The sequence below is a fragment of the Pseudomonas asiatica genome (assembly GCF_040214835.1).
Classification (GTDB): Bacteria; Pseudomonadota; Gammaproteobacteria; order Pseudomonadales; family Pseudomonadaceae; genus Aquipseudomonas; species Aquipseudomonas putida_Z.
The window spans coordinates 3,695,663-3,715,553 of sequence record NZ_CP157874.1 but is presented as its reverse complement, the minus strand read 5'-3'; the positions used below and the strand labels follow the sequence as shown (position 1 = coordinate 3,715,553).

The window sequence follows — 19,891 nt, the reverse complement described above, 5'->3', positions numbered from 1 at the left end:
TCGAGCGTCAAGTGCTGGGCTGCGGTAACAGTCCAGGCTTCGTGGCCAGGCTTTGTGTCCATTCATGGCCAAGGGCGGTCCGCATTTTTCCAAGGGATCGCCCCGATGACCCTTCGGTCGCGGCGGAGTATACCAAACCATTCGGGCTAATCAGCAAGGCCAAGTGATATCGGCCCATTTATAAGACCAAAGACTAAGCGGCAATGTGGCGGGTTGTCGCATGCCTTGCAGGTCGGCAGATGTGGTTTAGGCTCAGTGGATCGCATGATGTCCAATCACACCCGACAGCGGAGTAGTGCAAGCATGGGATACCAGAAAATCAAGGTTCCGACCGACGGCGCGAAGATCACCGTCAATGCAGACCATTCGCTCAACGTTCCCGACAACCCGATCATTCCTTATATCGAGGGCGACGGGATTGGCGTCGATGTCTCGCCGGTAATGATCAAGGTGGTCGACGCCGCCGTGCAGAAGGCCTACGGCGGCAAGCGCAAGATCGCCTGGATGGAGGTGTACGCCGGCGAAAAAGCCACCCAGGTGTACGACCAGGACACCTGGCTGCCCCAGGAAACCCTCGATGCCGTGCGTGATTACGTGGTGTCGATCAAGGGGCCGCTGACCACCCCGGTGGGCGGCGGTATCCGGTCGCTCAACGTGGCCCTGCGCCAGCAACTGGACCTGTACGTGTGCCTGCGCCCGGTGCTGTGGTTCCAGGGCGTGCCCAGCCCGGTGAAAAAACCCGGCGATGTGGACATGGTGATCTTCCGCGAGAACTCCGAGGACATCTATGCCGGCATCGAGTGGAAGGCCGGTTCGCCCGAGGCGAACAAGGTGATCAAGTTCCTCAAGGAGGAAATGGGCGTTACCAAGATCCGCTTCGACCAGGACTGTGGCATTGGCGTCAAGCCGGTGTCGAAGGAGGGCACCAAGCGCCTGGTGCGCAAGGCCCTGCAGTATGTGGTGGACAACGACCGCGAGTCGCTGACCCTGGTGCACAAGGGCAACATCATGAAGTTCACCGAGGGTGCCTTCAAGGACTGGGGCTATGAAGTGGCGCGCGACGAGTTCGGGGCCGAGCTGCTCGATGGTGGCCCATGGATGAAGTTCAAGAACCCCAAGAGCGGCCGCGAGGTCATCGTCAAGGACGCCATCGCCGACGCCATGCTGCAGCAGATCCTGCTGCGCCCGGCCGAGTACGACGTGATCGCCACCCTCAACCTCAACGGTGACTACCTGTCCGATGCCCTGGCGGCGGAAGTGGGCGGTATCGGCATTGCGCCGGGTGCCAACCTGTCCGACACCGTGGCCATGTTCGAGGCCACCCACGGCACCGCGCCCAAGTATGCCGGGCAGGACAAGGTCAACCCGGGTTCGGTGATCCTGTCGGCGGAGATGATGCTGCGGCACATGGGCTGGACCGAGGCGGCGGACCTGATCATCAAGGGTACCAATGGCGCGATTGCTGCCAAGACCGTGACCTATGACTTCGAACGCCTGATGGACGGCGCCAGGCTGGTGAGCAGTTCAGGCTTTGGCGATGAAATGATCAAGCATATGTAAGGCAACGGAAAACCGGCCGCTTCCAGTCAGGAGGCGGCCGGTTTTTTTCGTGTACCGGCAGGCAGCGCGGCAGTTCAGGCGTCGGCAGTGCTGCTGGTGTGCGGAGCCCTGGCGGCCGCGGCGGCAGTGGCGCTGCTGATATTCACCGCGTGCAGGCCTTTGGGGCCCTGGACGATGTCGAAGCTCACGGCCTGGCCGGCCTTGAGCGTCTTGTACCCGTCCATCTGGATGGCTGAATAATGAGCGAACAAGTCGTCAGTCTTGCCCTCTTCATTGATGAATCCGTAGCCCTTGGCATTGTTGAACCACTTGACTTTACCGCTTGCCATCCCTATGTCCCTCTGCAAAGGACTCCATCACTGGAGTATCATCCACTTCATCCGCATACGAACCATGCGAAAAATCTGGTTGACTGCGCGGATCTTTATCGACCACGGTGGGTTCTTATTGGTTGTAACACCGTTTTGCCGATAGTCAAGGTCGCCCGGCGCCTGCGCTGGCCGTGCCCTTCGCAGTCAACCCACAACCTTAACCTGTCGCTCATGATGAAATTCTTTCCATGCATGCACCTAGTGAGATTCGACTAACATTCAATCAGGATCGCCCGCAATCGAATGAGGACGACGGCTCGGGTCTTGCAGTTCAGGAAGCCAAGCCGATCCTGCAGGCGCCACCGATGTACAAGGTGGTTTTGTTCAACGATGACTACACGCCGATGGATTTCGTCGTCGAAGTGCTCGAGACGTTCTTCAATCTGAACCGCGAGCTGGCGACCAAGATCATGCTGACCGTCCATACCGAAGGGCGGGCAGTGTGCGGATTGTTTACCCGTGACATCGCCGAAACAAAGGCTATGCAGGTCAACCAATACGCCAGGGAAAGCCAGCATCCGCTACTCTGTGAAATCGAGAAGGACGGTTAATCGCCGACCACTTGGGTATGAGGTGAAGCTATGTTAAACCGCGAGCTCGAAGTCACCCTCAATCTTGCCTTCAAGGAGGCTCGTTCGAAGCGTCATGAGTTCATGACCGTCGAACATCTGCTGCTGGCACTCCTTGACAATGAGGCTGCCGCGACCGTTCTGCGCGCCTGTGGCGCCAATCTCGACAAACTCAAGCACGACCTGCAAGAGTTCATCGATTCCACCACACCCCTGATCCCGGTCAACGACGAAGATCGTGAAACCCAGCCGACCCTGGGCTTCCAGCGTGTACTGCAGCGTGCCGTGTTCCACGTGCAAAGCTCCGGCAAGCGTGAAGTCACTGGCGCCAACGTGCTGGTGGCGATCTTCAGCGAACAGGAAAGCCAGGCCGTGTTCCTGCTCAAGCAGCAGAGCGTGGCCCGCATCGACGTGGTCAACTACATCGCCCATGGCATCTCCAAGGTGCCGGGCCATGGTCCGCATTCCGAAAACGACCAGGAAATGCAGGATGAAGAGGGCGGCGATACCGCCTCTTCGAGCAACCCGCTGGATGCCTATGCCAGCAACCTGAACGAACTGGCCCGTGCCGGCCGTATCGACCCGCTGGTAGGCCGCGAGCAGGAAGTTGAGCGCGTGGCGCAAATCCTAGCCCGTCGGCGCAAAAACAACCCGCTGCTGGTGGGTGAGGCAGGCGTGGGCAAGACCGCCATCGCCGAAGGCCTGGCCAAGCGTATCGTCGATGGCCAGGTGCCCGATTTGCTGGCGCAGAGCGTGGTGTATTCCCTCGATCTCGGCGCACTGCTGGCGGGTACCAAATACCGTGGCGATTTCGAGAAGCGCTTCAAGGCGCTGCTCGGCGAGCTGCGCAAGCGCCCGCAGGCGATCCTGTTCATCGACGAAATCCACACCATCATTGGTGCCGGTGCGGCGTCGGGCGGGGTGATGGATGCGTCCAACCTGCTCAAGCCATTGCTGTCGTCCGGTGAGATCCGTTGCATCGGTTCGACTACGTTCCAGGAATTCCGCGGCATCTTCGAGAAGGACCGTGCCCTGGCGCGGCGCTTCCAGAAGGTCGATGTCAGCGAGCCGTCGGTCGAAGACACCGTGGGCATCCTGCGTGGCCTGAAAGGGCGCTTCGAAAGCCACCACAACATCGAGTACAGCGACGAAGCCTTGCGCGCCGCCGCTGAACTGGCCTCGCGCTACATCAATGACCGGCACATGCCGGACAAGGCCATCGACGTGATCGACGAAGCCGGTGCCTACCAGCGCCTGCAGCCGGAGGCCAACCGCGTCAAGCGCATCGACGTGCCGCAGGTCGAAGACATCGTCGCCAAGATCGCGCGGATTCCGCCGAAGCACGTCACCAGTTCCGACAAGGAACTGCTGCGCAACCTCGAGCGTGACCTGAAGTTGACCGTATTTGGTCAGGACCAGGCGATCGATTCGCTGGCCACCGCCATCAAGCTGTCCCGCGCCGGCCTCAAGTCGCCGGACAAGCCTGTCGGTTCGTTCCTGTTCGCCGGCCCGACCGGCGTCGGCAAGACCGAAGCAGCACGGCAGCTGGCCAAGGCGCTGGGCGTGGAGCTGGTGCGCTTCGACATGTCCGAGTACATGGAGCGCCACACCGTGTCGCGCCTGATCGGTGCGCCTCCTGGCTATGTTGGCTTCGACCAGGGTGGTTTGCTGACCGAGGCGATCACCAAGCAACCGCACTGCGTATTGCTGCTCGACGAAATCGAGAAGGCCCACCCGGAAGTCTTCAACCTGCTGCTGCAGGTGATGGACCACGGTACCCTGACCGACAACAACGGGCGCAAGGCCGACTTCCGCAACGTGATCCTGATCATGACCACCAACGCTGGCGCAGAAACCGCCGCCCGGGCCTCGATCGGCTTTACTCATCAGGACCATGCGTCCGATGCCATGGAAGTCATCCGCAAGAGCTTCACGCCGGAGTTCCGCAACCGCCTGGACACCATCATCCAGTTTGGCCGCCTGAGCCACGAGACGATCAAGAGCATCGTCGACAAGTTCCTTATCGAACTGCAGGCGCAGCTGGAAGACAAACGTGTGCTGCTGGAAGTCAGCGATGATGCACGCGGCTGGCTGGCGGCCTCGGGCTACGACGTGCAGATGGGTGCGCGGCCGATGGCGCGGCTGATCCAGGACAAGATCAAGCGGCCGCTGGCCGAGGAGATCCTGTTTGGCGAACTGGCCGAGCATGGTGGTGTGGTGCACGTCGACCTGCGCGATGGCGAGCTGGTGTTCGACTTCGAGACCACGGCTGAGGTTGCGTGACAGATTGGGCCGCTATGCGGCCCTTCGCGGGCACGCCCGCTCCCACAGGGGGATAGTTAATACCTGTGGGAGCGGGCGTGCCCGCGAAGGGCTGCAAAGCAGCCCCTACAATCCTGAAGGCACAAAAAAGCCCGGCACATGGCCGGGCTTTTTCATGGCTTGAGCTTAGCGCGCACGGTAGGTGATGCGGCCCTTGCTCAGGTCGTAGGGCGTCAGTTCGACGCGGACCTTGTCGCCAGTGAGAATACGGATGTAGTTCTTGCGCATCTTTCCGGAGATGTGCGCGGTTACGACGTGCCCGTTTTCCAACTCCACGCGGAACATGGTGTTGGGCAGGGTGTCGACGACAGTACCTTCCATTTCGAAGCTGTCTTCTTTCGACATGCAGTAGAGCCCTCGGATCCAGTGTTGGCCCGACGCATAACCGCACCGGGCAAAAAAGTGGCGTGGATTATGCCCGAAAACTGTGTGTCAAGCCAATGCCTTTCAGTTGAGGGTGACCCAGCGCTGATTTATCAACAGTTCGATAGGCCGATACTGCGTCTTGTAGTTCATTTTCTTGCAGTTCTTGATCCAGTAACCCAGGTAAACCGCCTCGAGGTCCTGGCGCAGGGCTTCGGTGATCTGCCAGAGGATGGCGAAGCGGCCCAGGCTGCGGCGTTCTTCGTCCGGCTCGTAGAAGGTGTACACCGCTGACAGGCCGTTGGGCAGCAGGTCGCACACCGCTACCGCCACCAAGCGGCCTTCCAGGCGGAACTCGTAGAACCAGCAGAACGGCAGGTCGCGCACCAGGAAGGTGGAGAACTGGTCGCGGCTGGGCGGGTACATGTCACCGTCGGCGTGGCGCGTTTCGATATAGCGCCGGTACAGCTCGAAGTACTCTTCCTTGAACGCCGGGCGCGCGGCGGTCACGGTCAGGTCGGCGTTGCGCTTGAGGATGCGCCGTTGCTGGCGGTTGGGGATGAAACGCGCCGCCGGGATGCGTGCCGGCACGCAGGCATTGCAGTTCTGGCAATGCGGGCGGTACAGGTGGTCGCCACTGCGGCGGAAGCCCATTTCCGACAAATCGGCGTACACGTGCACATCCATCGGCTGGCTGGGGTCGAGGAACAGTGTGGTTGCCTGTTCGTCGGGCAGGTAGCTGCAGGAGTGGGGCTGAGTGGCATAGAACTTCAACCGCGCCAACTCTGTCATGATCAACCCCCTCGGTGAGACTTTGCTTTAAGTGTAAGCCAGCTATGGGAACTCGCCTAGGGACGCCATGTGGCGCTGTTGGGCTGGTCGAGGTGGCGTGCCAGGTAGCCGGCGAACTCGGCGCGGCTGATGGCGTGGGCGCCCAGGCTGTGCAGGTGGTTGGTCGGCATCTGGCAGTCGATGAGGACGAAACCGGCCTGGCGCAGGTGGTTGACCAGGGTCACGAAGCCGACCTTGGAGGCATTGTCGGCGCGGCTGAACATCGATTCGCCGAAGAACAGCTGGCCCATGGCCAGGCCGTACAGGCCGCCGACCAGCTCGCCATCCTGGCGCACCTCCACCGAATGGGCGATGCCGCGCCGGTGCAGCTCGCAGTAGGCGGCGCGCATGGTGTCGGTGATCCAGGTACCGTCGGCGTAGTCGCGTGGCGCGGCGCAGGCGGCGATCACCGCCGGGAAGTCGGTGTCGAAGCTGACCTGGTAACGACCCTGACGCATTAGCTTGGCCAGCGAGCGCGACACGTGCAGCTGCTCCGGGAGCAGCACCGTGCGCGGGTCGGGCGACCACCAGAGGATCGGCTGGCCGTCCTGATACCACGGGAAGCAGCCATGGCGATAGGCCTGCACCAGGCGCTCGGGGCTCAGGTCGCCGCCGGCAGCGAGCAGGCCGTTGGGGTCGTGCAGGGCCTTTTCCAGGGGCGGGAAGGTCAGCGAGTCGCGGGTCAGCCAGGTGAGCATGGTCTATCGTGCGGTGGGGGAGGGGAGAGGGCAGCATGGCGCGGGTGAAAAGCAGGGTCAATCTCTTTGGCTTCTTCGCGGGCGCGCCCGCTCCCACAGGCCATGTGCAGGCGCTGAAGCCTGCTGGGGTACCTGTGGGAGCGGGCAAGCCCGCGAAGAGGCCGGCACAGGCGATGAAAATAGGCAATTTCCTACACATTCATGGAACAGCAGGCACCATCCGCTACATTTGCTGTCACACCTGTGCAAAAACACAGCATAAGCCTTTGTCACAAAAGAAAATGCATGCTCAAATTGCAGTTATATGAAAGTCGCCCCCGGCCATACCCCCATCTGGCGTGCCGCCATGGCGGCTGGCGGGCAGTAATGTTAAAAGTAGTGGTTCATTGGCCGCACCGTCGGCCGATCACTATTGGACGCGCAGCACGCGCAGGAATAGACGCGTTTTGAAGAAATCCACCGCAACTCCAGCTCCCTTGCCCGTCCCCCTGTGGCGGCAGCAGCTGCATTATCGCCTCAAGGAAGGTGCGTTGATCGCTGTCGGCGCCCTGTGCCTGTACCTGTGGATGGCGCTGCTGACCTACGATACGTCCGACCCGGGCTTCAGCCACACCAGCAACATCGACCAGGTGCAGAACGCCGCCGGGCGTGCCGGTGCCTACTTCGCCGACATCCTGTTCATGGTGCTGGGGTACTTCGCCTACATCTTCCCGCTGCTGCTGGCGATAAAGACCTGGCAGATCTTCCGCGAACGCCACCAGCCATGGGACTGGAGCGGCTGGCTGTTCTCCTGGCGGCTGATCGGCCTGGTGTTCCTGGTGCTGTCTGGTGCGGCGCTGGCGCATATCCATTTCCACCCGCCTGCGAGCATGCCGTTCTCCGCCGGTGGTGCACTGGGCGAGAGCCTGGGCGACCTGGCGCGCAACCTGCTGAACGTGCAGGGCAGCACGCTGATGTTCATTGCCCTGTTCCTGTTCGGCCTGACCGTGTTCACCGACCTGTCGTGGTTCAAGGTGATGGACCTGACCGGCAAGATCACCCTCGACCTGTTCGAGCTGGTGCAGGGCGCCGCCAACCGTTGGTGGGAAGCACGCAACGAACGCAAGCGCCTGGAGGCGCAGCTGCGCGAGGATGAACCGGTGGTCAAGGCCGCGCCAATGGCCGCCGACAAGCGCGAACCGGCCAAGCCGGCGCTGCGCGAGCGCATCTTCAAGCGTGAAGAAGCACCTGCCCAGCCGGTCGAGCCACGTGAGCCAACCCTGTCGCGCGAGCCTGTGGTGCCACGCGAGTCGCCGGCACCACGTGAGCCGGTAATCTCCCGCGAACAACCTGCCGCGGCCCCTATGATCGTGCCGCCGACACCCGCCAGGGCGCCGGAGCCGAGCAAGCGGGTGATGAAGGAGAAGCAGGCGCCGCTGTTCGTCGACAGCGCGGTGGAAGGTACCTTGCCGTCGATCTCCATCCTCGACCCGGCCGAACAGAAGAAGATCGAGTACTCGCCTGAATCCCTGGCCGGTGTCGGCCAGCTGCTGGAAATCAAACTCAAGGAATTCGGCGTGGAAGTGGCGGTGGACTCGATCCACCCGGGCCCGGTGATTACCCGTTACGAAATCCAGCCGGCCGCCGGCGTGAAGGTCAGCCGTATCGCCAACCTGGCCAAGGACCTGGCGCGCTCGCTGGCAGTGACCAGTGTGCGTGTGGTCGAGGTCATCCCCGGCAAGACCACCGTGGGTATCGAGATCCCCAACGAGAACCGGCAGATGGTGCGTTTCTCCGAAGTGCTGGCTACGCCGCAGTACGACGAGCAGAAGTCGCCGGTCACCCTGGCCCTGGGCCACGACATCGGCGGCAAGCCGGTGATCACCGACCTGGCCAAGATGCCGCACCTGCTGGTGGCCGGTACCACCGGTTCCGGTAAGTCGGTGGGTGTGAACGCTATGATCCTGTCGATCCTGTTCAAGTCCAGCCCGGAAGACGCGCGGCTGATCATGATCGACCCGAAAATGCTTGAACTGTCGATCTACGAGGGCATCCCGCACCTGCTGTGCCCGGTGGTCACCGACATGAAGGATGCCGCCAACGCCCTGCGCTGGAGCGTGGCCGAGATGGAGCGGCGCTACAAGCTGATGGCGGCCATGGGCGTGCGTAACCTGGCCGGCTTCAACCGCAAGATCAAGGACGCCCAGGAAGCCGGCGAGATCATCCATGACCCGCTGTACCGCCGCGAGAGCATGGACGATGAGCCGCCTGCGCTGAAAACCCTGCCGACCATCGTGGTGGTGGTCGACGAATTCGCCGACATGATGATGATCGTCGGCAAGAAGGTCGAAGAGCTGATCGCCCGTATCGCCCAGAAGGCACGTGCGGCCGGTATCCACCTGATCCTCGCTACCCAGCGCCCGTCGGTGGACGTGATTACCGGCCTGATCAAGGCCAACATCCCGACCCGCATGGCGTTCCAGGTGTCGAGCAAGATCGACTCGCGGACCATCATCGACCAGGGTGGTGCCGAACAGCTGCTGGGCCACGGTGACATGCTGTACATGCCGCCGGGCACCAGCCTGCCGATTCGTGTGCACGGCGCGTTCGTCTCCGACGACGAGGTGCACCGCGTGGTGGAAGCGTGGAAGCTGCGCGGCGCCCCGGACTACAACGACGACATCCTCAACGGCGTCGAGGAGGCCGGCAGCGGCTTCGAAGGCGGCGGCGGTGGTGGCGATGGCGAAGATTCGGAAAGCGACGCCCTGTATGATGAGGCCGTGCAGTTCGTGCTGGAAAGCCGCCGCGCGTCCATCTCGGCCGTGCAGCGCAAACTGAAGATCGGCTACAACCGCGCCGCCCGCATGATCGAAGCCATGGAAATGGCCGGCGTGGTCACCCCCATGAACAGCAACGGCTCGCGGGAAGTGATAGCCCCGGGCGGCCCGCGCGACTGACGAACACCTTGCCGGGCGCCAACGGTGGCGCCCGGCCTTTTCAATGCTCGATGAGGACTCCCATGCGCGCGATTCGCATGCTGTTGGTTTCTGCCCTGGCCGCGGTTTCTGTGTCGGCCACCGTATCGGCTTATGCCGGTGAGCAAGACGTACAACGCCTGACCCAATTGCTGGAAAAGTCGCAGACCATCGAGGCCAACTTTTCCCAGCTGACCCTGGACGCCGGCGGCACCAGCCTGCAGGAAACATCCGGCAAGATGACCGTCAAGCGCCCGGGCCTGTTCTACTGGCACACCGATGCGCCGCAGGAGCAGGTGGTGGTATCCGACGGCAAGAACGTCACCCTGTGGGACCCGGACCTGGAGCAGGCGACCATCAAGAAGCTTGACCAGCGCCTGAACCAGACCCCGGCGCTGCTGCTGTCCGGTGACGTGTCGAAGATCAGCCAGAGCTTCGACATCAGCTCGAAGGAGCAGGGCGAAGTGATGGACTTCACCCTCAAGCCGAAGACCAAGGACACCCTGTTCGACTCGCTGCGTGTGTCGTTCCGCAAGGGCCTGATCAACGACATGCAGCTGATCGACAGCGTCGGCCAGCGCACCAACATCCTGTTCAATGGCGTGAAAGCCAACCAGGCGGTGCCGGACAGCAAGTTCAAGTTCGACATCCCCAAAGGCGCGGACGTCATCAAGGAGTAACCAGAGCTCGCCATGGACCTGTTTCGAAGCGAACCCGTCGCCCAGCCCCTGGCCGCTCGCCTGCGCCCGTCCAACCTGGACGAGTACGTCGGCCAGGAGCACCTGCTGGCGCGCGGCAAACCGCTGCGCGAGGCGCTGGAGCAGGGTGCGCTGCACTCGATGATCTTCTGGGGGCCGCCAGGGGTGGGCAAGACCACCCTCGCGCGGCTGCTGGCGCAGTTCTGCGACGCGCACTTCGAAACGGTGTCGGCGGTACTGGCCGGGGTGAAGGAGATTCGCCAGGCGGTCGAAGTGGCCAAGCAGCAGGCTGGCCAGTACGGCCGCCGTACCATCCTGTTCGTCGACGAAGTGCACCGCTTCAACAAGTCGCAGCAGGATGCCTTCCTGCCCTATGTGGAAGACGGCACCCTGCTGTTCATTGGCGCCACCACCGAAAACCCGTCGTTCGAGCTGAACAACGCATTGCTGTCGCGGGCGCGGGTGTATGTGCTCAAGAGCCTGGACGAGGCGGCGCTGCGCAAGCTGGTCAACCGCGCGCTGACTGAAGAGCGCGGCCTGGGCAAGCGCAACCTGCGGGTTGGTGACGACGCCTTCAAGATGCTGATGGCCGCCGCCGATGGCGATGGCCGGCGCATGCTCAACTTCCTGGAAAACGCCTCGGACCTGGCTGAAGACGGCAGCGAGATCGACGTCGAGATGCTGCAGAGCCTGCTCGGCGACAGCCGCCGCCGCTTCGACAAGGGGGGCGAGGCGTTCTACGACCAGATTTCCGCGCTGCACAAGTCGGTGCGCGGCTCCAACCCCGATGGCGCCCTGTACTGGTTCGCGCGCATGCTCGACGGCGGCTGCGACCCGCTGTACATCGCCCGCCGCGTGGTGCGCATGGCCAGCGAGGACATCGGCAACGCCGACCCGCGCGCGCTCAGCCTGTGCCTGGCGGCCTGGGATGTGCAAGAGCGCCTGGGCAGCCCCGAGGGCGAACTGGCAGTGGCCCAGGCCATCACCTACCTCGCCTGCGCACCGAAGAGCAACGCGGTGTACATGGGCTTCAAGACCGCCCTGCGCGAGGCCGCCGAGCACGGTTCGCTGGAAGTGCCGCTGCACCTGCGCAACGCCCCGACCAAGCTGATGAAGCAACTGGGCTATGGCGACGAGTACCGCTATGCCCACGATGAACCCGACGCCTATGCCGCCGGCGAAGACTACTTCCCCGAGGAGCTCGAGCCGCGCCAGTACTACCAGCCGGTGCCTCGTGGCCTGGAACTGAAGATTGGCGAGAAGCTGCGCCACTTGGCCGACCTTGACCGCAACAGCCCCCGCCAGCGGAGAAAACCGTGATTGCACTGATTGCCGCCGTCAGCGCTGGCGGTATTGCCGGTACCTTGTTGCGCTTTGCTACCACCAACTGGGTGGCTGCCCACTGGCCACGGCACTTCTATCTCGGTACGCTGGCGGTCAACCTGATTGGCTGCCTGCTGATCGGCCTGCTCTATGGCCTGTTCCTGCACAAGCCGATCGTGCCGGTCGAGCTGCGCGCCGGGCTGATCGTCGGCTTCCTCGGTGGCCTGACGACTTTTTCCTCCTTTTCGCTGGATACCGTACGCCTGCTGGAAAGCGGGCAAGTGCCGCTGGCTCTGGGCTATACCGGTATCAGCGTGGTGGGCGGGCTGCTCGCGACCTGGGCCGGCCTGTCCCTGACCCGATTCTGAACCAACACCTACACATAACGAGAGAACGATATGCTCGATTCCAAACTGTTACGCGGCCAACTTCAGGAAGTGGCGGATCGCCTGGCCTCCCGTGGCTTCAGCCTGGATGTCGCGCGCATCGAATCACTGGAAGAGCGCCGCAAGGCTGTGCAGACCCGCACCGAGCAGCTGCAGGCCGAGCGTAACGCCCGTTCCAAGTCCATCGGCCAGGCCAAGGCCAAGGGCGAAGACATTGCGCCGCTGATGGCCGACGTCGAGCGCATGGCCAACGAACTGGCTGCCGGCAAGACCGAGCTGGACGGCATTCAGGCCGAACTGGATGGCATCCTGCTGACCATCCCCAACCTGCCGGACGCCAGCGTACCGGTCGGTGCCAGCGAAGACGACAACGTCGAAGTGCGCCGTTGGGGCACGCCGAAGGCTTTCGACTTCGAAATCAAGGACCACGTCGCCCTTGGCGAAGTCAGCGGTGGCCTGGACTTCGAAGCCGCCGCCAAGCTGTCTGGCGCACGTTTTGCCGTGCTGCGCGGCCCGATCGCCCGCCTGCACCGCGCCCTGGCGCAGTTCATGATCAACCTGCACACCGGCGAGCACGGCTACGAGGAGCACTACACCCCGTACCTGGTCCAGGCCCCGGCCCTGCAGGGCACCGGCCAGCTGCCGAAGTTCGAGGAAGACCTGTTCAAGATCAGCCGCGAAGGCGAGGCCGACTTCTACCTGATCCCGACCGCCGAAGTGTCGCTGACCAACCTGGTGGCCGGTGAAATCCTCGACGCCAAGCAGCTGCCACTGAAACTGGTTGCCCACACCCCGTGCTTCCGCAGCGAAGCCGGTGCTTCCGGCCGTGACACCCGCGGCATGATCCGCCAGCACCAGTTCGACAAGGTCGAGATGGTGCAGGTGGTCGAGCCGTCCAAGTCGATGGAAGCCCTGGAAGGCCTGACTGCCAACGCCGAGCGCGTGCTGCAGCTGCTGGAGCTGCCGTACCGCGTGCTGGCCCTGTGCACCGGCGACATGGGCTTTGGTGCGGTGAAGACCTACGACCTGGAAGTGTGGGTACCAAGCCAGGACAAGTACCGCGAAATCAGCTCGTGCTCCAACTGCGGTGACTTCCAGGCGCGCCGTATGCAGGCCCGCTGGCGCAACCCGGAAACCGGCAAGCCAGAGCTGGTGCACACCCTCAACGGCTCCGGCCTGGCCGTAGGCCGTACCCTGGTTGCCGTGCTGGAAAACTACCAGCAGGCCGACGGTTCGATCCGTGTGCCGGAAGTGCTGAAGCCTTACATGGGCGGCGTCGAGGTTATCCGCTAAATGGATTACCTGCCGCTGTTCCACAAGCTGCAGGGCGGCCGCGTGCTGGTCGTTGGCGGCGGTGAGATCGCCTTGCGCAAGGCGCGCCTGCTGGCCGATGCCGGCGCCGCGCTGCGCGTGGTGGCACCGGATGTCGACGGCCAGTTGGCCGCGCTGGCCCGGGAAGGTGGCGGCGAGGTGCTGGTGCGCGGCTATCAGGCAGCCGACCTGGTCGGTTGCCGGCTGGTGATCGCGGCCACCGACGACCCCGGGCTCAATGCCCAGGTGTCGGCGGATGCGCAGGCCCTCAGCCTGCCGGTCAACGTGGTGGATGCGCCGGCCCTGTGCACGGTGATCTTCCCGGCGATCGTCGACCGTTCGCCGTTGGTGGTTGCGGTGTCCAGTGGCGGTGATGCTCCGGTGCTGGCGCGCTTGATTCGCGCCAAGCTGGAGGCCTGGATCCCGTCCGCGTACGGCGAACTGGCCGGCCTGGCCGCACGCTTCCGCGACAAGGTCAAGGCCTTGTACCCGGACGTCAACCAGCGCCGTGGCTTCTGGGAAACCGTGTTCCAGGGGCCGATTGCCGAGCGTCAGCTGGCCGGGCAGGGCGCCGAGGCCGAGCGCCTGTTGCAGGCGATGGTCGACGGTGCGCCGGTGCAGCAGGGCGGTGAGGTGTACCTGGTGGGTGCGGGCCCGGGCGATCCGGACTTGCTGACCTTCCGTGCCTTGCGCCTGATGCAGCAGGCGGATGTGGTGCTGTACGACCGCCTGGTGGCACCGGCGATCATCGAGATGTGCCGCCGCGATGCCGAGCGTATCTACGTGGGCAAGCGTCGCGCCGACCATGCCGTGCCTCAGGACCAGATCAACCGCCTGCTGGTCGACCTGGCCCGGCAGGGCAAGCGTGTGCTGCGCCTGAAGGGCGGCGACCCGTTCATCTTCGGCCGGGGCGGCGAAGAGATCGAAGAACTGGCCGAGCATGGCATCCCGTTCCAGGTGGTGCCGGGCATTACCGCGGCCAGTGGGTGTTCCGCCTATGGTGGAATTCCGCTGACTCACCGCGACTATGCCCAGTCAGTACGTTTCGTGACCGGGCACCTGAAGGATGGCACCAGCAACCTGCCTTGGCATGACCTGGTGGCGCCGGCACAGACCCTGGTGTTCTACATGGGCTTGGTGGGCTTGCCGACCATCTGCGCCGAGCTGATTCGCCATGGCCGCGCGGCCAGTACCCCGGCGGCGCTGGTGCAGCAGGGGACTACGCGTAATCAGCGGGTGTTCACCGGCACCTTGGCGGACTTGCCGGACCTGGTGGCCCAGCATGAAGTGCATGCGCCAACCCTGGTGATTGTCGGGGAAGTGGTGCAGTTGCGTGACAAGCTGGCCTGGTTCGAAGGTTCGCAGAACAGCTGAAATCGTTGGGGCCGCTTTGCGGCCCATCGCGACACAAGGCCGCTCCTACAGGAGATAGCGATCCCCTGTAGGAGCGGCCTTGTGTCGCGATGGGCTGCAGAGCAGCCCCTGCAATCTCAAGCCTGCCAAATCCCCTTGCCTGCCAACCGCTCCCGGTCATGTGGCAGGTTGAAGTCTTGCAGCGGCCCCTTGGGCACGATCCCGTTCGGGTTGATGGTCTTGTGGCTCATGTAGTAGTGCTTCTGGATATGCTCCATGTCCACTGTGCCCGCCACCCCCGGCCACTGGTACAGCTCACGCAGCCAGTTCGACAGGTTGTGATAATCGCTCAGGCGGCGCAGGTTGCACTTGAAATGCCCGTGGTACACCGCATCGAAGCGCACAAGGGTGGTGAACAGGCGCACATCGGCCTCGGTCAGGTATTCCCCGGCCAGGTAGCGGTTGCGGCTCAGCAAGTCTTCCAGGTAGTCCAGTTCGTTGAACACTTCGTCAAACGCAGCCTCGTAGGCTTCCTGCGTAGTGGCAAAGCCTGCGCGATACACGCCGTTGTTCACCGCCGGGTAGATGCGTTCGTTCAGCGCCTCGATGGTCGGGCGCAGCGGCTCTGGGTACAGGTCCAGTGTATTGCCGGTCAGTTCGTTGAACGCGCTGTTGAAGATGCGGATGATCTCCGACGACTCGTTGTTGACGATGCGTTTCTCTTTCTTGTCCCACAGCACCGGTACAGTCACGCGGCCAGTGTAGTGCGGGTCATCCTGGGTGTAGCGCTGGTGCAGGTACTGCAGCGCGTCGAGGTGGTCGCCGCTGGAACCTTGCTGCTGGTCGAAAGTCCAGCCATGGTCCTGCATCAGCCAGCTGACCACCGACACATCGATCAACGGCTCCAGGCCCTTGAGGGCACGGAAGATCAGGGTGCGGTGCGCCCATGGGCAGGCCAGCGAGACGTACAGGTGGTAGCGGCCAGCTTCGGGAGCGGGCAGCTGATTGCGGCGTTGGGCGTTTTCGCGTTTGAACGTGCCGTCCTTGCCGTTTTCATACCACTGGTCATGCCAGCGGCCGTCGATCAAAAGGCCCATGGTGAGCTCCTCGGAACAAAGTTGTTTGTCGTTGGAGCCCAGTCTAGGGGAAAACGTTCGAATAACTAGCGCAAAGACTGCACTCTTACTATCTAGTTATTCGATTGGTTGCGTGCGCCCCAGTAACCGCGTGCCGTGGCGAAAGCCTGCTCACGGTCCTGGCCCAGGCCGCGCAGGGCCAGGGCGATGGTCGCGACCACGGCCATTTCACCGTAGCTGTCCTCGGCCTCGCCACGCCAGACCGCCAGCAATTGCTCGGGTTGCAGGCTTGGCGGCTTCACGTGGCGGCGTTCGCTCAGCGCTGCCCATTCCTCGTCCCAGGCTTCGCCGGCGGTGGTGCCGTACAGATGGCTGATGACATCGGGGTTTACCTCGATCTCGCCGCCATCACCCTTGATTACCATGGCATGGTCGCCCAGCAGGCGGCTGGCCTCGCGGTGCACCGCCTGGTAACCGGGGTGGAAGATGCTCTGCAGGCCACAACGCGCAGCCAGCGGGTTGAGCACCCGGGCCAGCGAGTGGATGGGCGAACGCAGGCCCAGGGTGTTGCGCAGATCGATCATGCGCTGCAACTGCGGGGCCCAGTCCTGCAGCGGGAAGAAGGCCAGGCGCTGCTGGTCCAGGGCCCGGCTGACCGCAGCCCAGTCACGGCACAGTGGAATTTCCAGCAGGGACAGCAGTTGCTCGGTGTACATGCGCCCGGCGGTATGCGCACCGCCACCGTGCATCAGGATGCGCACACCATTGTTGGCCAGGCATTTGGCAGCCAGCAGGTACCAGGGCAGGTGGCGCTTCTTGCCAGCGTAGGTGGGCCAGTCCAGGTCAACGGCGATGCGCGGCGCCTGCAAGTGGGCGCGCAGGGCCTCGGTGAAGCCGGCCAGTTCTTCGGCGCTTTCTTCCTTGTGCCGCAGCAGCATGAGAAAGGCACCGAGCTGGGCATCTTCGACCTTGCCTTCCAGCAGCAGGGTCATGGCCGTGCGAGCTTCTTCACGGGTCAGGCCACGCGCGCCGCGCTTGCCTTTGCCAAGAATGCGCACGAACTCGGCGAACGGGTGTTCGGCAGGGGTTTCCAGGGTAAGCGGGCGAGGTTCTGTCATATGCAGTTGGTCGGCTTGGGCAGGCCCGCCAGCTTGGCGGCCAGTTTGGCGGGAGTGCCGTTGAACAGGCGGTTGAGGTGCGGGCTGTTGCCCTTGTCCGGGCCCAGTTTGAGGGCCGTGTACTTGATCAGCGGGCGAGTGGCCGGGGACAGCTGGAATTCCTGGTAGAACTGGCGCAGCAGTTCGAGGATTTCCCAGTGGTCCGCCGTCAACGGGATGCCCTCGCGCGCGGCCAAAGCCTCGGCGGCGGCATGCGACCAGTCTTGCAGGTCGACCAGGAAGCCGTCCTTGTCCAGGGCGATCGCCTGATCGCCAACGTTGAGGGTATTCATAGCCAGCTGTTGACCTTGTCGTAATGCAGCGACAGTTCGACGAACCCGGCGTAGTCCACGGCCTTGGCCAGCTCGTTGCCGACCGCGCGGGCCTGCACGTCTTCTTCCAGGGCGAACAGGCGCTGGGCCAGGCCGGCGGCTTGCAGCTGTTGGTGCGGTTCGCTGCCGCTGCGCAGGGCATATACAGCATCGCCGCACAGCAGCAGGGCGTCGTCGGTGCCGAGCAGGCGCAGGCAGCTGGCCAGGCGCTCGTCGCCAAACGGGGAGTGGGCAATTACATGCAGGGTCGTCATCAGAGCGTTACCACCTGGTCGAAACGGGCGATCAGTGCGGTCAGGGCCGCGTCGTCCAGCACTTGCACCGGCAGTGTCAGAGTGTCGGCTGCCAGGCCGCGGCAAGTGAGGCTGTGGCTGCAGGCGAACAGTTCCTCGACGCCGAACATTGGCAGCGCCTGCAAGTTGGCGGCCAGGTTCTTCTGTTGCACGGCGGTGGGCTGCTGGTCTGCAGCGAGCTGGAACACGCCGTCATCGAGGAACAGCATGCCCAGCGGCAAATCGAACGCGCCGCCAGCCAGGGCGATGTCCAGTGCTTCACGGGCCGATGGGCCGTTCCAGGGCGCCTGGCGGCTGATGATCAACAAGGATTTGGCCATTTCAGTCGCCTCCGAAGCAGACAAGGCGATCGGCAACCTGTGCCGCCTCATGTAGCTGGCCAAGCCCCGACAGCTCCCAAGGCTTGGGCAGGTTCACGGCCGGGCGCTGGTAGCGGTTGGCCTCGGCCTCGTCGAGCACGCCACGGCGCAGCGCGGCGGCGATGCACACCACGGCGTCCAGCTGGTTGGCTGCAATGAAGGCGCGCCATTGGCCGGCAACATCCAGCTCGTCCTGGGGGGCGACCACGTTGGCCGAGGCACTGTGTACCCCGTCCTGGTAGAAGAACAGCCGGGCAATCTCATGCCCGCCGGCCAGCACCGCCTCGGCGTAGCGCAGGGCGCGCCGCGAGGAGGGCGCATGGGCCGGGGAGAACACCGCGATAGCGAATTTCATGGATAACTCATGCAAAAGGAATGGTGCCATGATAAAGCAAAAAAGCCCGCGCCCGCTTGTGCATGGCGGGGCGGGCTTTCTGTCTTGCACCAATCTTCAGGTCTACGCGGCCTCGTGTAGGAGCGGCCTTGCGTCGCGATGGGCTGCAAAGCAGCCCCATGGCCCTGACAGAAGGACTCCAGGCTCAGGCCTGTTCCTTGCTCTCCGGCAAGAACCAGTTCAACAGCAGGGCACAGATACCCCCGGTAGCCACGCCCGACTCCAGCACATTGCGAATCGCCGCCGGCATGTGCGCCAGGAACTCCGGCACCTGCGCCACACCCAGGCCCAGGGCCAGGGATACAGCGATGATCAGCAGGGCACGACGGTCCAGGCGAGTGCTGGCCAGGATATTGATCCCCGAAGCCGCAACCGCCCCGAACATGACCATGGCCGCACCACCCAGCACCGGCTCCGGCACCGCCTGGATCACCCCGGCAACGCTCGGGAACAGCCCCAGCAGCACCAGCATCACGGCAATCCACATACCGATATGGCGGCTGGCGATCCCGGTCAGCTGAATCACGCCATTGTTCTGGGCAAAGATTGAGCTCGGGAAGGTGTTGAACAAGCCGGCCAGCAGCGAGTTGGCCCCGTTCACCAGCACACCGCCCTTGATCCGCTGCATCCACACCGGCCCTTCGACCGGCTGGCGCGACACCTTGCTGGTGGCGGTGACGTCACCGATGGCTTCCAGCGAAGTTACCAGGTAGATCACCAGCATCGGGATGAACAGTGCCCAGGAGAAGCCCAGGCCGAAGTGCAGCGGCGTCGGCACCTGGAACAGCGCGGCTTCGTGCATGCCGGTGAAATCCAGGCGGCCCAGGTAACCGGCCAGCGCATAGCCGACCGCCAGGGCGATAACGATGGCGCAGCTGCGCATCCACACCACCGGGATGCGGTTGAGGATGACGATGATCGCCAGCACCACGCCCGACAGCAGCAGGTTCTCGCCATTGGCGAAGGTGCCATTGGCCATGGCGCCGAAGCCACCACCCATGCTGATCAGGCCGACCTTGATCAGGGTCAGGCCGATCATCAGCACCACGATGCCGGTTACCAGCGGGGTAATCAGGCGTTTGACGAAGGGCAGGATGCGCGACACGCCCATCTCGACGAACGAGCCGGCGATTACCACGCCAAAGATGGCCGCCATCACGCCTTCCACCGGCGTACCTTGCTTGACCATCAGCGCCCCGCCGGCAATCAGCGGGCCGACGAAGTTGAAGCTGGTGCCCTGGACGATCAGCAGCCCGGCACCGAACGGCCCGAAGCGCTTGCACTGGACGAAGGTGGCGATACCCGAGATGACCAGCGACATGGAGACGATCAGGTTGGTATCACGTGCGGAAACCCCCAGCGCCTGGCAAATCAGCAGGCCAGGGGTGACGATCGGGACGATGATCGCCAGCAGGTGCTGCAGTGCTGCCAGCAGGCCGATCAACAGCCGTGGCTTGTCCTCAAGACCAAGCACCAGTTCATTGGCAGGCGCCGCCGCGCCTGGGCTGTGTTCGTGTGAGCTCATTGCGAAAAGCTGCCCC

The 19,891-nt window shown here is 63.5% G+C and carries 21 protein-coding genes; 10 read left to right on the top strand and 11 right to left on the bottom strand.

The window, feature by feature from the left end; genetic code table 11:
- Positions 1-303 precede the first annotated feature (303 nt).
- Entirely contained in the window at positions 304-1,560 is a 1,257-nt protein-coding gene (gene icd, locus ABNP31_RS16715) for an NADP-dependent isocitrate dehydrogenase (protein WP_025339776.1), read from the top strand.
- A gap of 74 nt (positions 1,561-1,634) precedes the next feature.
- Here icd and cspD read toward each other — a convergent pair whose 3' ends face one another.
- Positions 1,635-1,889: a cold shock domain-containing protein CspD gene (gene cspD, locus ABNP31_RS16710; RefSeq protein ID WP_025339775.1), complete on the bottom strand. Its 255-nt coding sequence runs from the start codon at positions 1,887-1,889 to the stop codon at positions 1,635-1,637.
- A 230-nt stretch (positions 1,890-2,119) separates the two neighbouring features.
- Between cspD and clpS the strand changes: the two genes are divergently transcribed.
- Positions 2,120-2,482 (top strand): ATP-dependent Clp protease adapter ClpS, encoded by a 363-nt coding sequence (gene clpS / locus ABNP31_RS16705; RefSeq protein WP_013973290.1) that lies wholly within the window; start codon positions 2,120-2,122, stop codon positions 2,480-2,482.
- Between the two features lie 30 nt (positions 2,483-2,512).
- Positions 2,513-4,783, top strand: coding sequence for an ATP-dependent Clp protease ATP-binding subunit ClpA (gene clpA / locus ABNP31_RS16700; RefSeq protein WP_025339774.1), 2,271 nt, complete (start codon positions 2,513-2,515; stop codon positions 4,781-4,783).
- A 165-nt stretch (positions 4,784-4,948) separates the two neighbouring features.
- Here clpA and infA read toward each other — a convergent pair whose 3' ends face one another.
- From infA to aat, 3 genes are all read right to left on the bottom strand, one after another.
- Positions 4,949-5,167, bottom strand: coding sequence for a translation initiation factor IF-1 (infA, locus tag ABNP31_RS16695; RefSeq protein WP_002553999.1), 219 nt, complete (start codon positions 5,165-5,167; stop codon positions 4,949-4,951).
- Between the two features lie 102 nt (positions 5,168-5,269).
- Complete coding sequence (locus tag ABNP31_RS16690; protein WP_085664676.1) at positions 5,270-5,977, bottom strand: arginyltransferase; 708 nt, start codon at positions 5,975-5,977, stop codon at positions 5,270-5,272.
- Between the two features lie 56 nt (positions 5,978-6,033).
- Positions 6,034-6,714, bottom strand: a complete 681-nt coding sequence (gene aat / locus ABNP31_RS16685) for a leucyl/phenylalanyl-tRNA--protein transferase (protein ID WP_085664677.1) — start codon at positions 6,712-6,714, stop codon at positions 6,034-6,036.
- Between the two features lie 35 nt (positions 6,715-6,749).
- On the opposite strand from aat, the gene ABNP31_RS16680 reads away from it, so the two are divergent.
- The 7 genes from ABNP31_RS16680 to cysG all read left to right on the top strand — a co-directional run bounded on the left by ABNP31_RS16680 (position 6,750) and on the right by cysG (position 14,760).
- Positions 6,750-7,022 (top strand): hypothetical protein, encoded by a 273-nt coding sequence (locus ABNP31_RS16680; RefSeq protein ID WP_350012554.1) that lies wholly within the window; start codon positions 6,750-6,752, stop codon positions 7,020-7,022.
- A 78-nt stretch (positions 7,023-7,100) separates the two neighbouring features.
- On the top strand, positions 7,101-9,650 hold the full coding sequence (locus ABNP31_RS16675; RefSeq protein WP_433916050.1) for a DNA translocase FtsK 4TM domain-containing protein: 2,550 nt from the start codon (positions 7,101-7,103) through the stop codon (positions 9,648-9,650).
- A gap of 62 nt (positions 9,651-9,712) precedes the next feature.
- Positions 9,713-10,348, top strand: coding sequence for an outer membrane lipoprotein chaperone LolA (gene lolA, locus ABNP31_RS16670; RefSeq protein WP_350012552.1), 636 nt, complete (start codon positions 9,713-9,715; stop codon positions 10,346-10,348).
- Between the two features lie 12 nt (positions 10,349-10,360).
- Positions 10,361-11,686 carry a replication-associated recombination protein A gene (locus ABNP31_RS16665; protein ID WP_013973284.1) on the top strand — a complete coding sequence of 442 codons (1,326 nt, stop codon included), beginning with the start codon at positions 10,361-10,363 and terminating at the stop codon, positions 11,684-11,686.
- Positions 11,683-12,057, top strand: a complete 375-nt coding sequence (crcB, locus tag ABNP31_RS16660) for a fluoride efflux transporter CrcB (RefSeq protein ID WP_075045642.1) — start codon at positions 11,683-11,685, stop codon at positions 12,055-12,057. The genes ABNP31_RS16665 and crcB overlap by 4 nt, the downstream gene beginning before the upstream one ends.
- A 30-nt stretch (positions 12,058-12,087) precedes the next feature.
- Positions 12,088-13,368 carry a serine--tRNA ligase gene (serS, locus tag ABNP31_RS16655; protein WP_025339770.1) on the top strand — a complete coding sequence of 427 codons (1,281 nt, stop codon included), beginning with the start codon at positions 12,088-12,090 and terminating at the stop codon, positions 13,366-13,368.
- A complete protein-coding gene (gene cysG / locus ABNP31_RS16650) occupies positions 13,369-14,760 on the top strand; it encodes a siroheme synthase CysG (RefSeq protein WP_013973282.1) in 1,392 nt (463 codons plus the stop codon). It begins immediately after the preceding gene.
- A 116-nt stretch (positions 14,761-14,876) separates the two neighbouring features.
- Here cysG and ABNP31_RS16645 read toward each other — a convergent pair whose 3' ends face one another.
- The 7 genes from ABNP31_RS16645 to ABNP31_RS16615 form a co-directional block, all read right to left on the bottom strand.
- Positions 14,877-15,836 (bottom strand): glutathione S-transferase family protein, encoded by a 960-nt coding sequence (locus ABNP31_RS16645; protein ID WP_013973281.1) that lies wholly within the window; start codon positions 15,834-15,836, stop codon positions 14,877-14,879.
- A 92-nt stretch (positions 15,837-15,928) separates the two neighbouring features.
- Positions 15,929-16,933 carry a glycosyl transferase family protein gene (locus tag ABNP31_RS16640; protein WP_350012551.1) on the bottom strand — a complete coding sequence of 335 codons (1,005 nt, stop codon included), beginning with the start codon at positions 16,931-16,933 and terminating at the stop codon, positions 15,929-15,931.
- A complete protein-coding gene (locus tag ABNP31_RS16635; protein WP_003258880.1) occupies positions 16,930-17,265 on the bottom strand; it encodes a TusE/DsrC/DsvC family sulfur relay protein in 336 nt (111 codons plus the stop codon). The genes ABNP31_RS16640 and ABNP31_RS16635 overlap by 4 nt, the downstream gene beginning before the upstream one ends.
- Positions 17,262-17,558 carry a sulfurtransferase complex subunit TusB gene (gene tusB / locus ABNP31_RS16630; protein WP_085614914.1) on the bottom strand — a complete coding sequence of 99 codons (297 nt, stop codon included), beginning with the start codon at positions 17,556-17,558 and terminating at the stop codon, positions 17,262-17,264. The genes ABNP31_RS16635 and tusB overlap by 4 nt, the downstream gene beginning before the upstream one ends.
- A complete protein-coding gene (gene tusC, locus ABNP31_RS16625) occupies positions 17,558-17,917 on the bottom strand; it encodes a sulfurtransferase complex subunit TusC (protein WP_350012550.1) in 360 nt (119 codons plus the stop codon). The genes tusB and tusC overlap by 1 nt, the downstream gene beginning before the upstream one ends.
- 1 nt (position 17,918) lies before the next feature.
- The gene (gene tusD, locus ABNP31_RS16620; RefSeq protein ID WP_013973276.1) at positions 17,919-18,311 is read right to left on the bottom strand and encodes a sulfurtransferase complex subunit TusD; all 393 of its coding nucleotides are present in this window, start codon (positions 18,309-18,311) and stop codon (positions 17,919-17,921) included.
- 184 nt (positions 18,312-18,495) lie between these two features.
- The gene (locus tag ABNP31_RS16615) at positions 18,496-19,875 is read right to left on the bottom strand and encodes a nucleobase:cation symporter-2 family protein (protein WP_350012549.1); all 1,380 of its coding nucleotides are present in this window, start codon (positions 19,873-19,875) and stop codon (positions 18,496-18,498) included.
- Between the last annotated feature and the right edge of the window lie 16 nt (positions 19,876-19,891).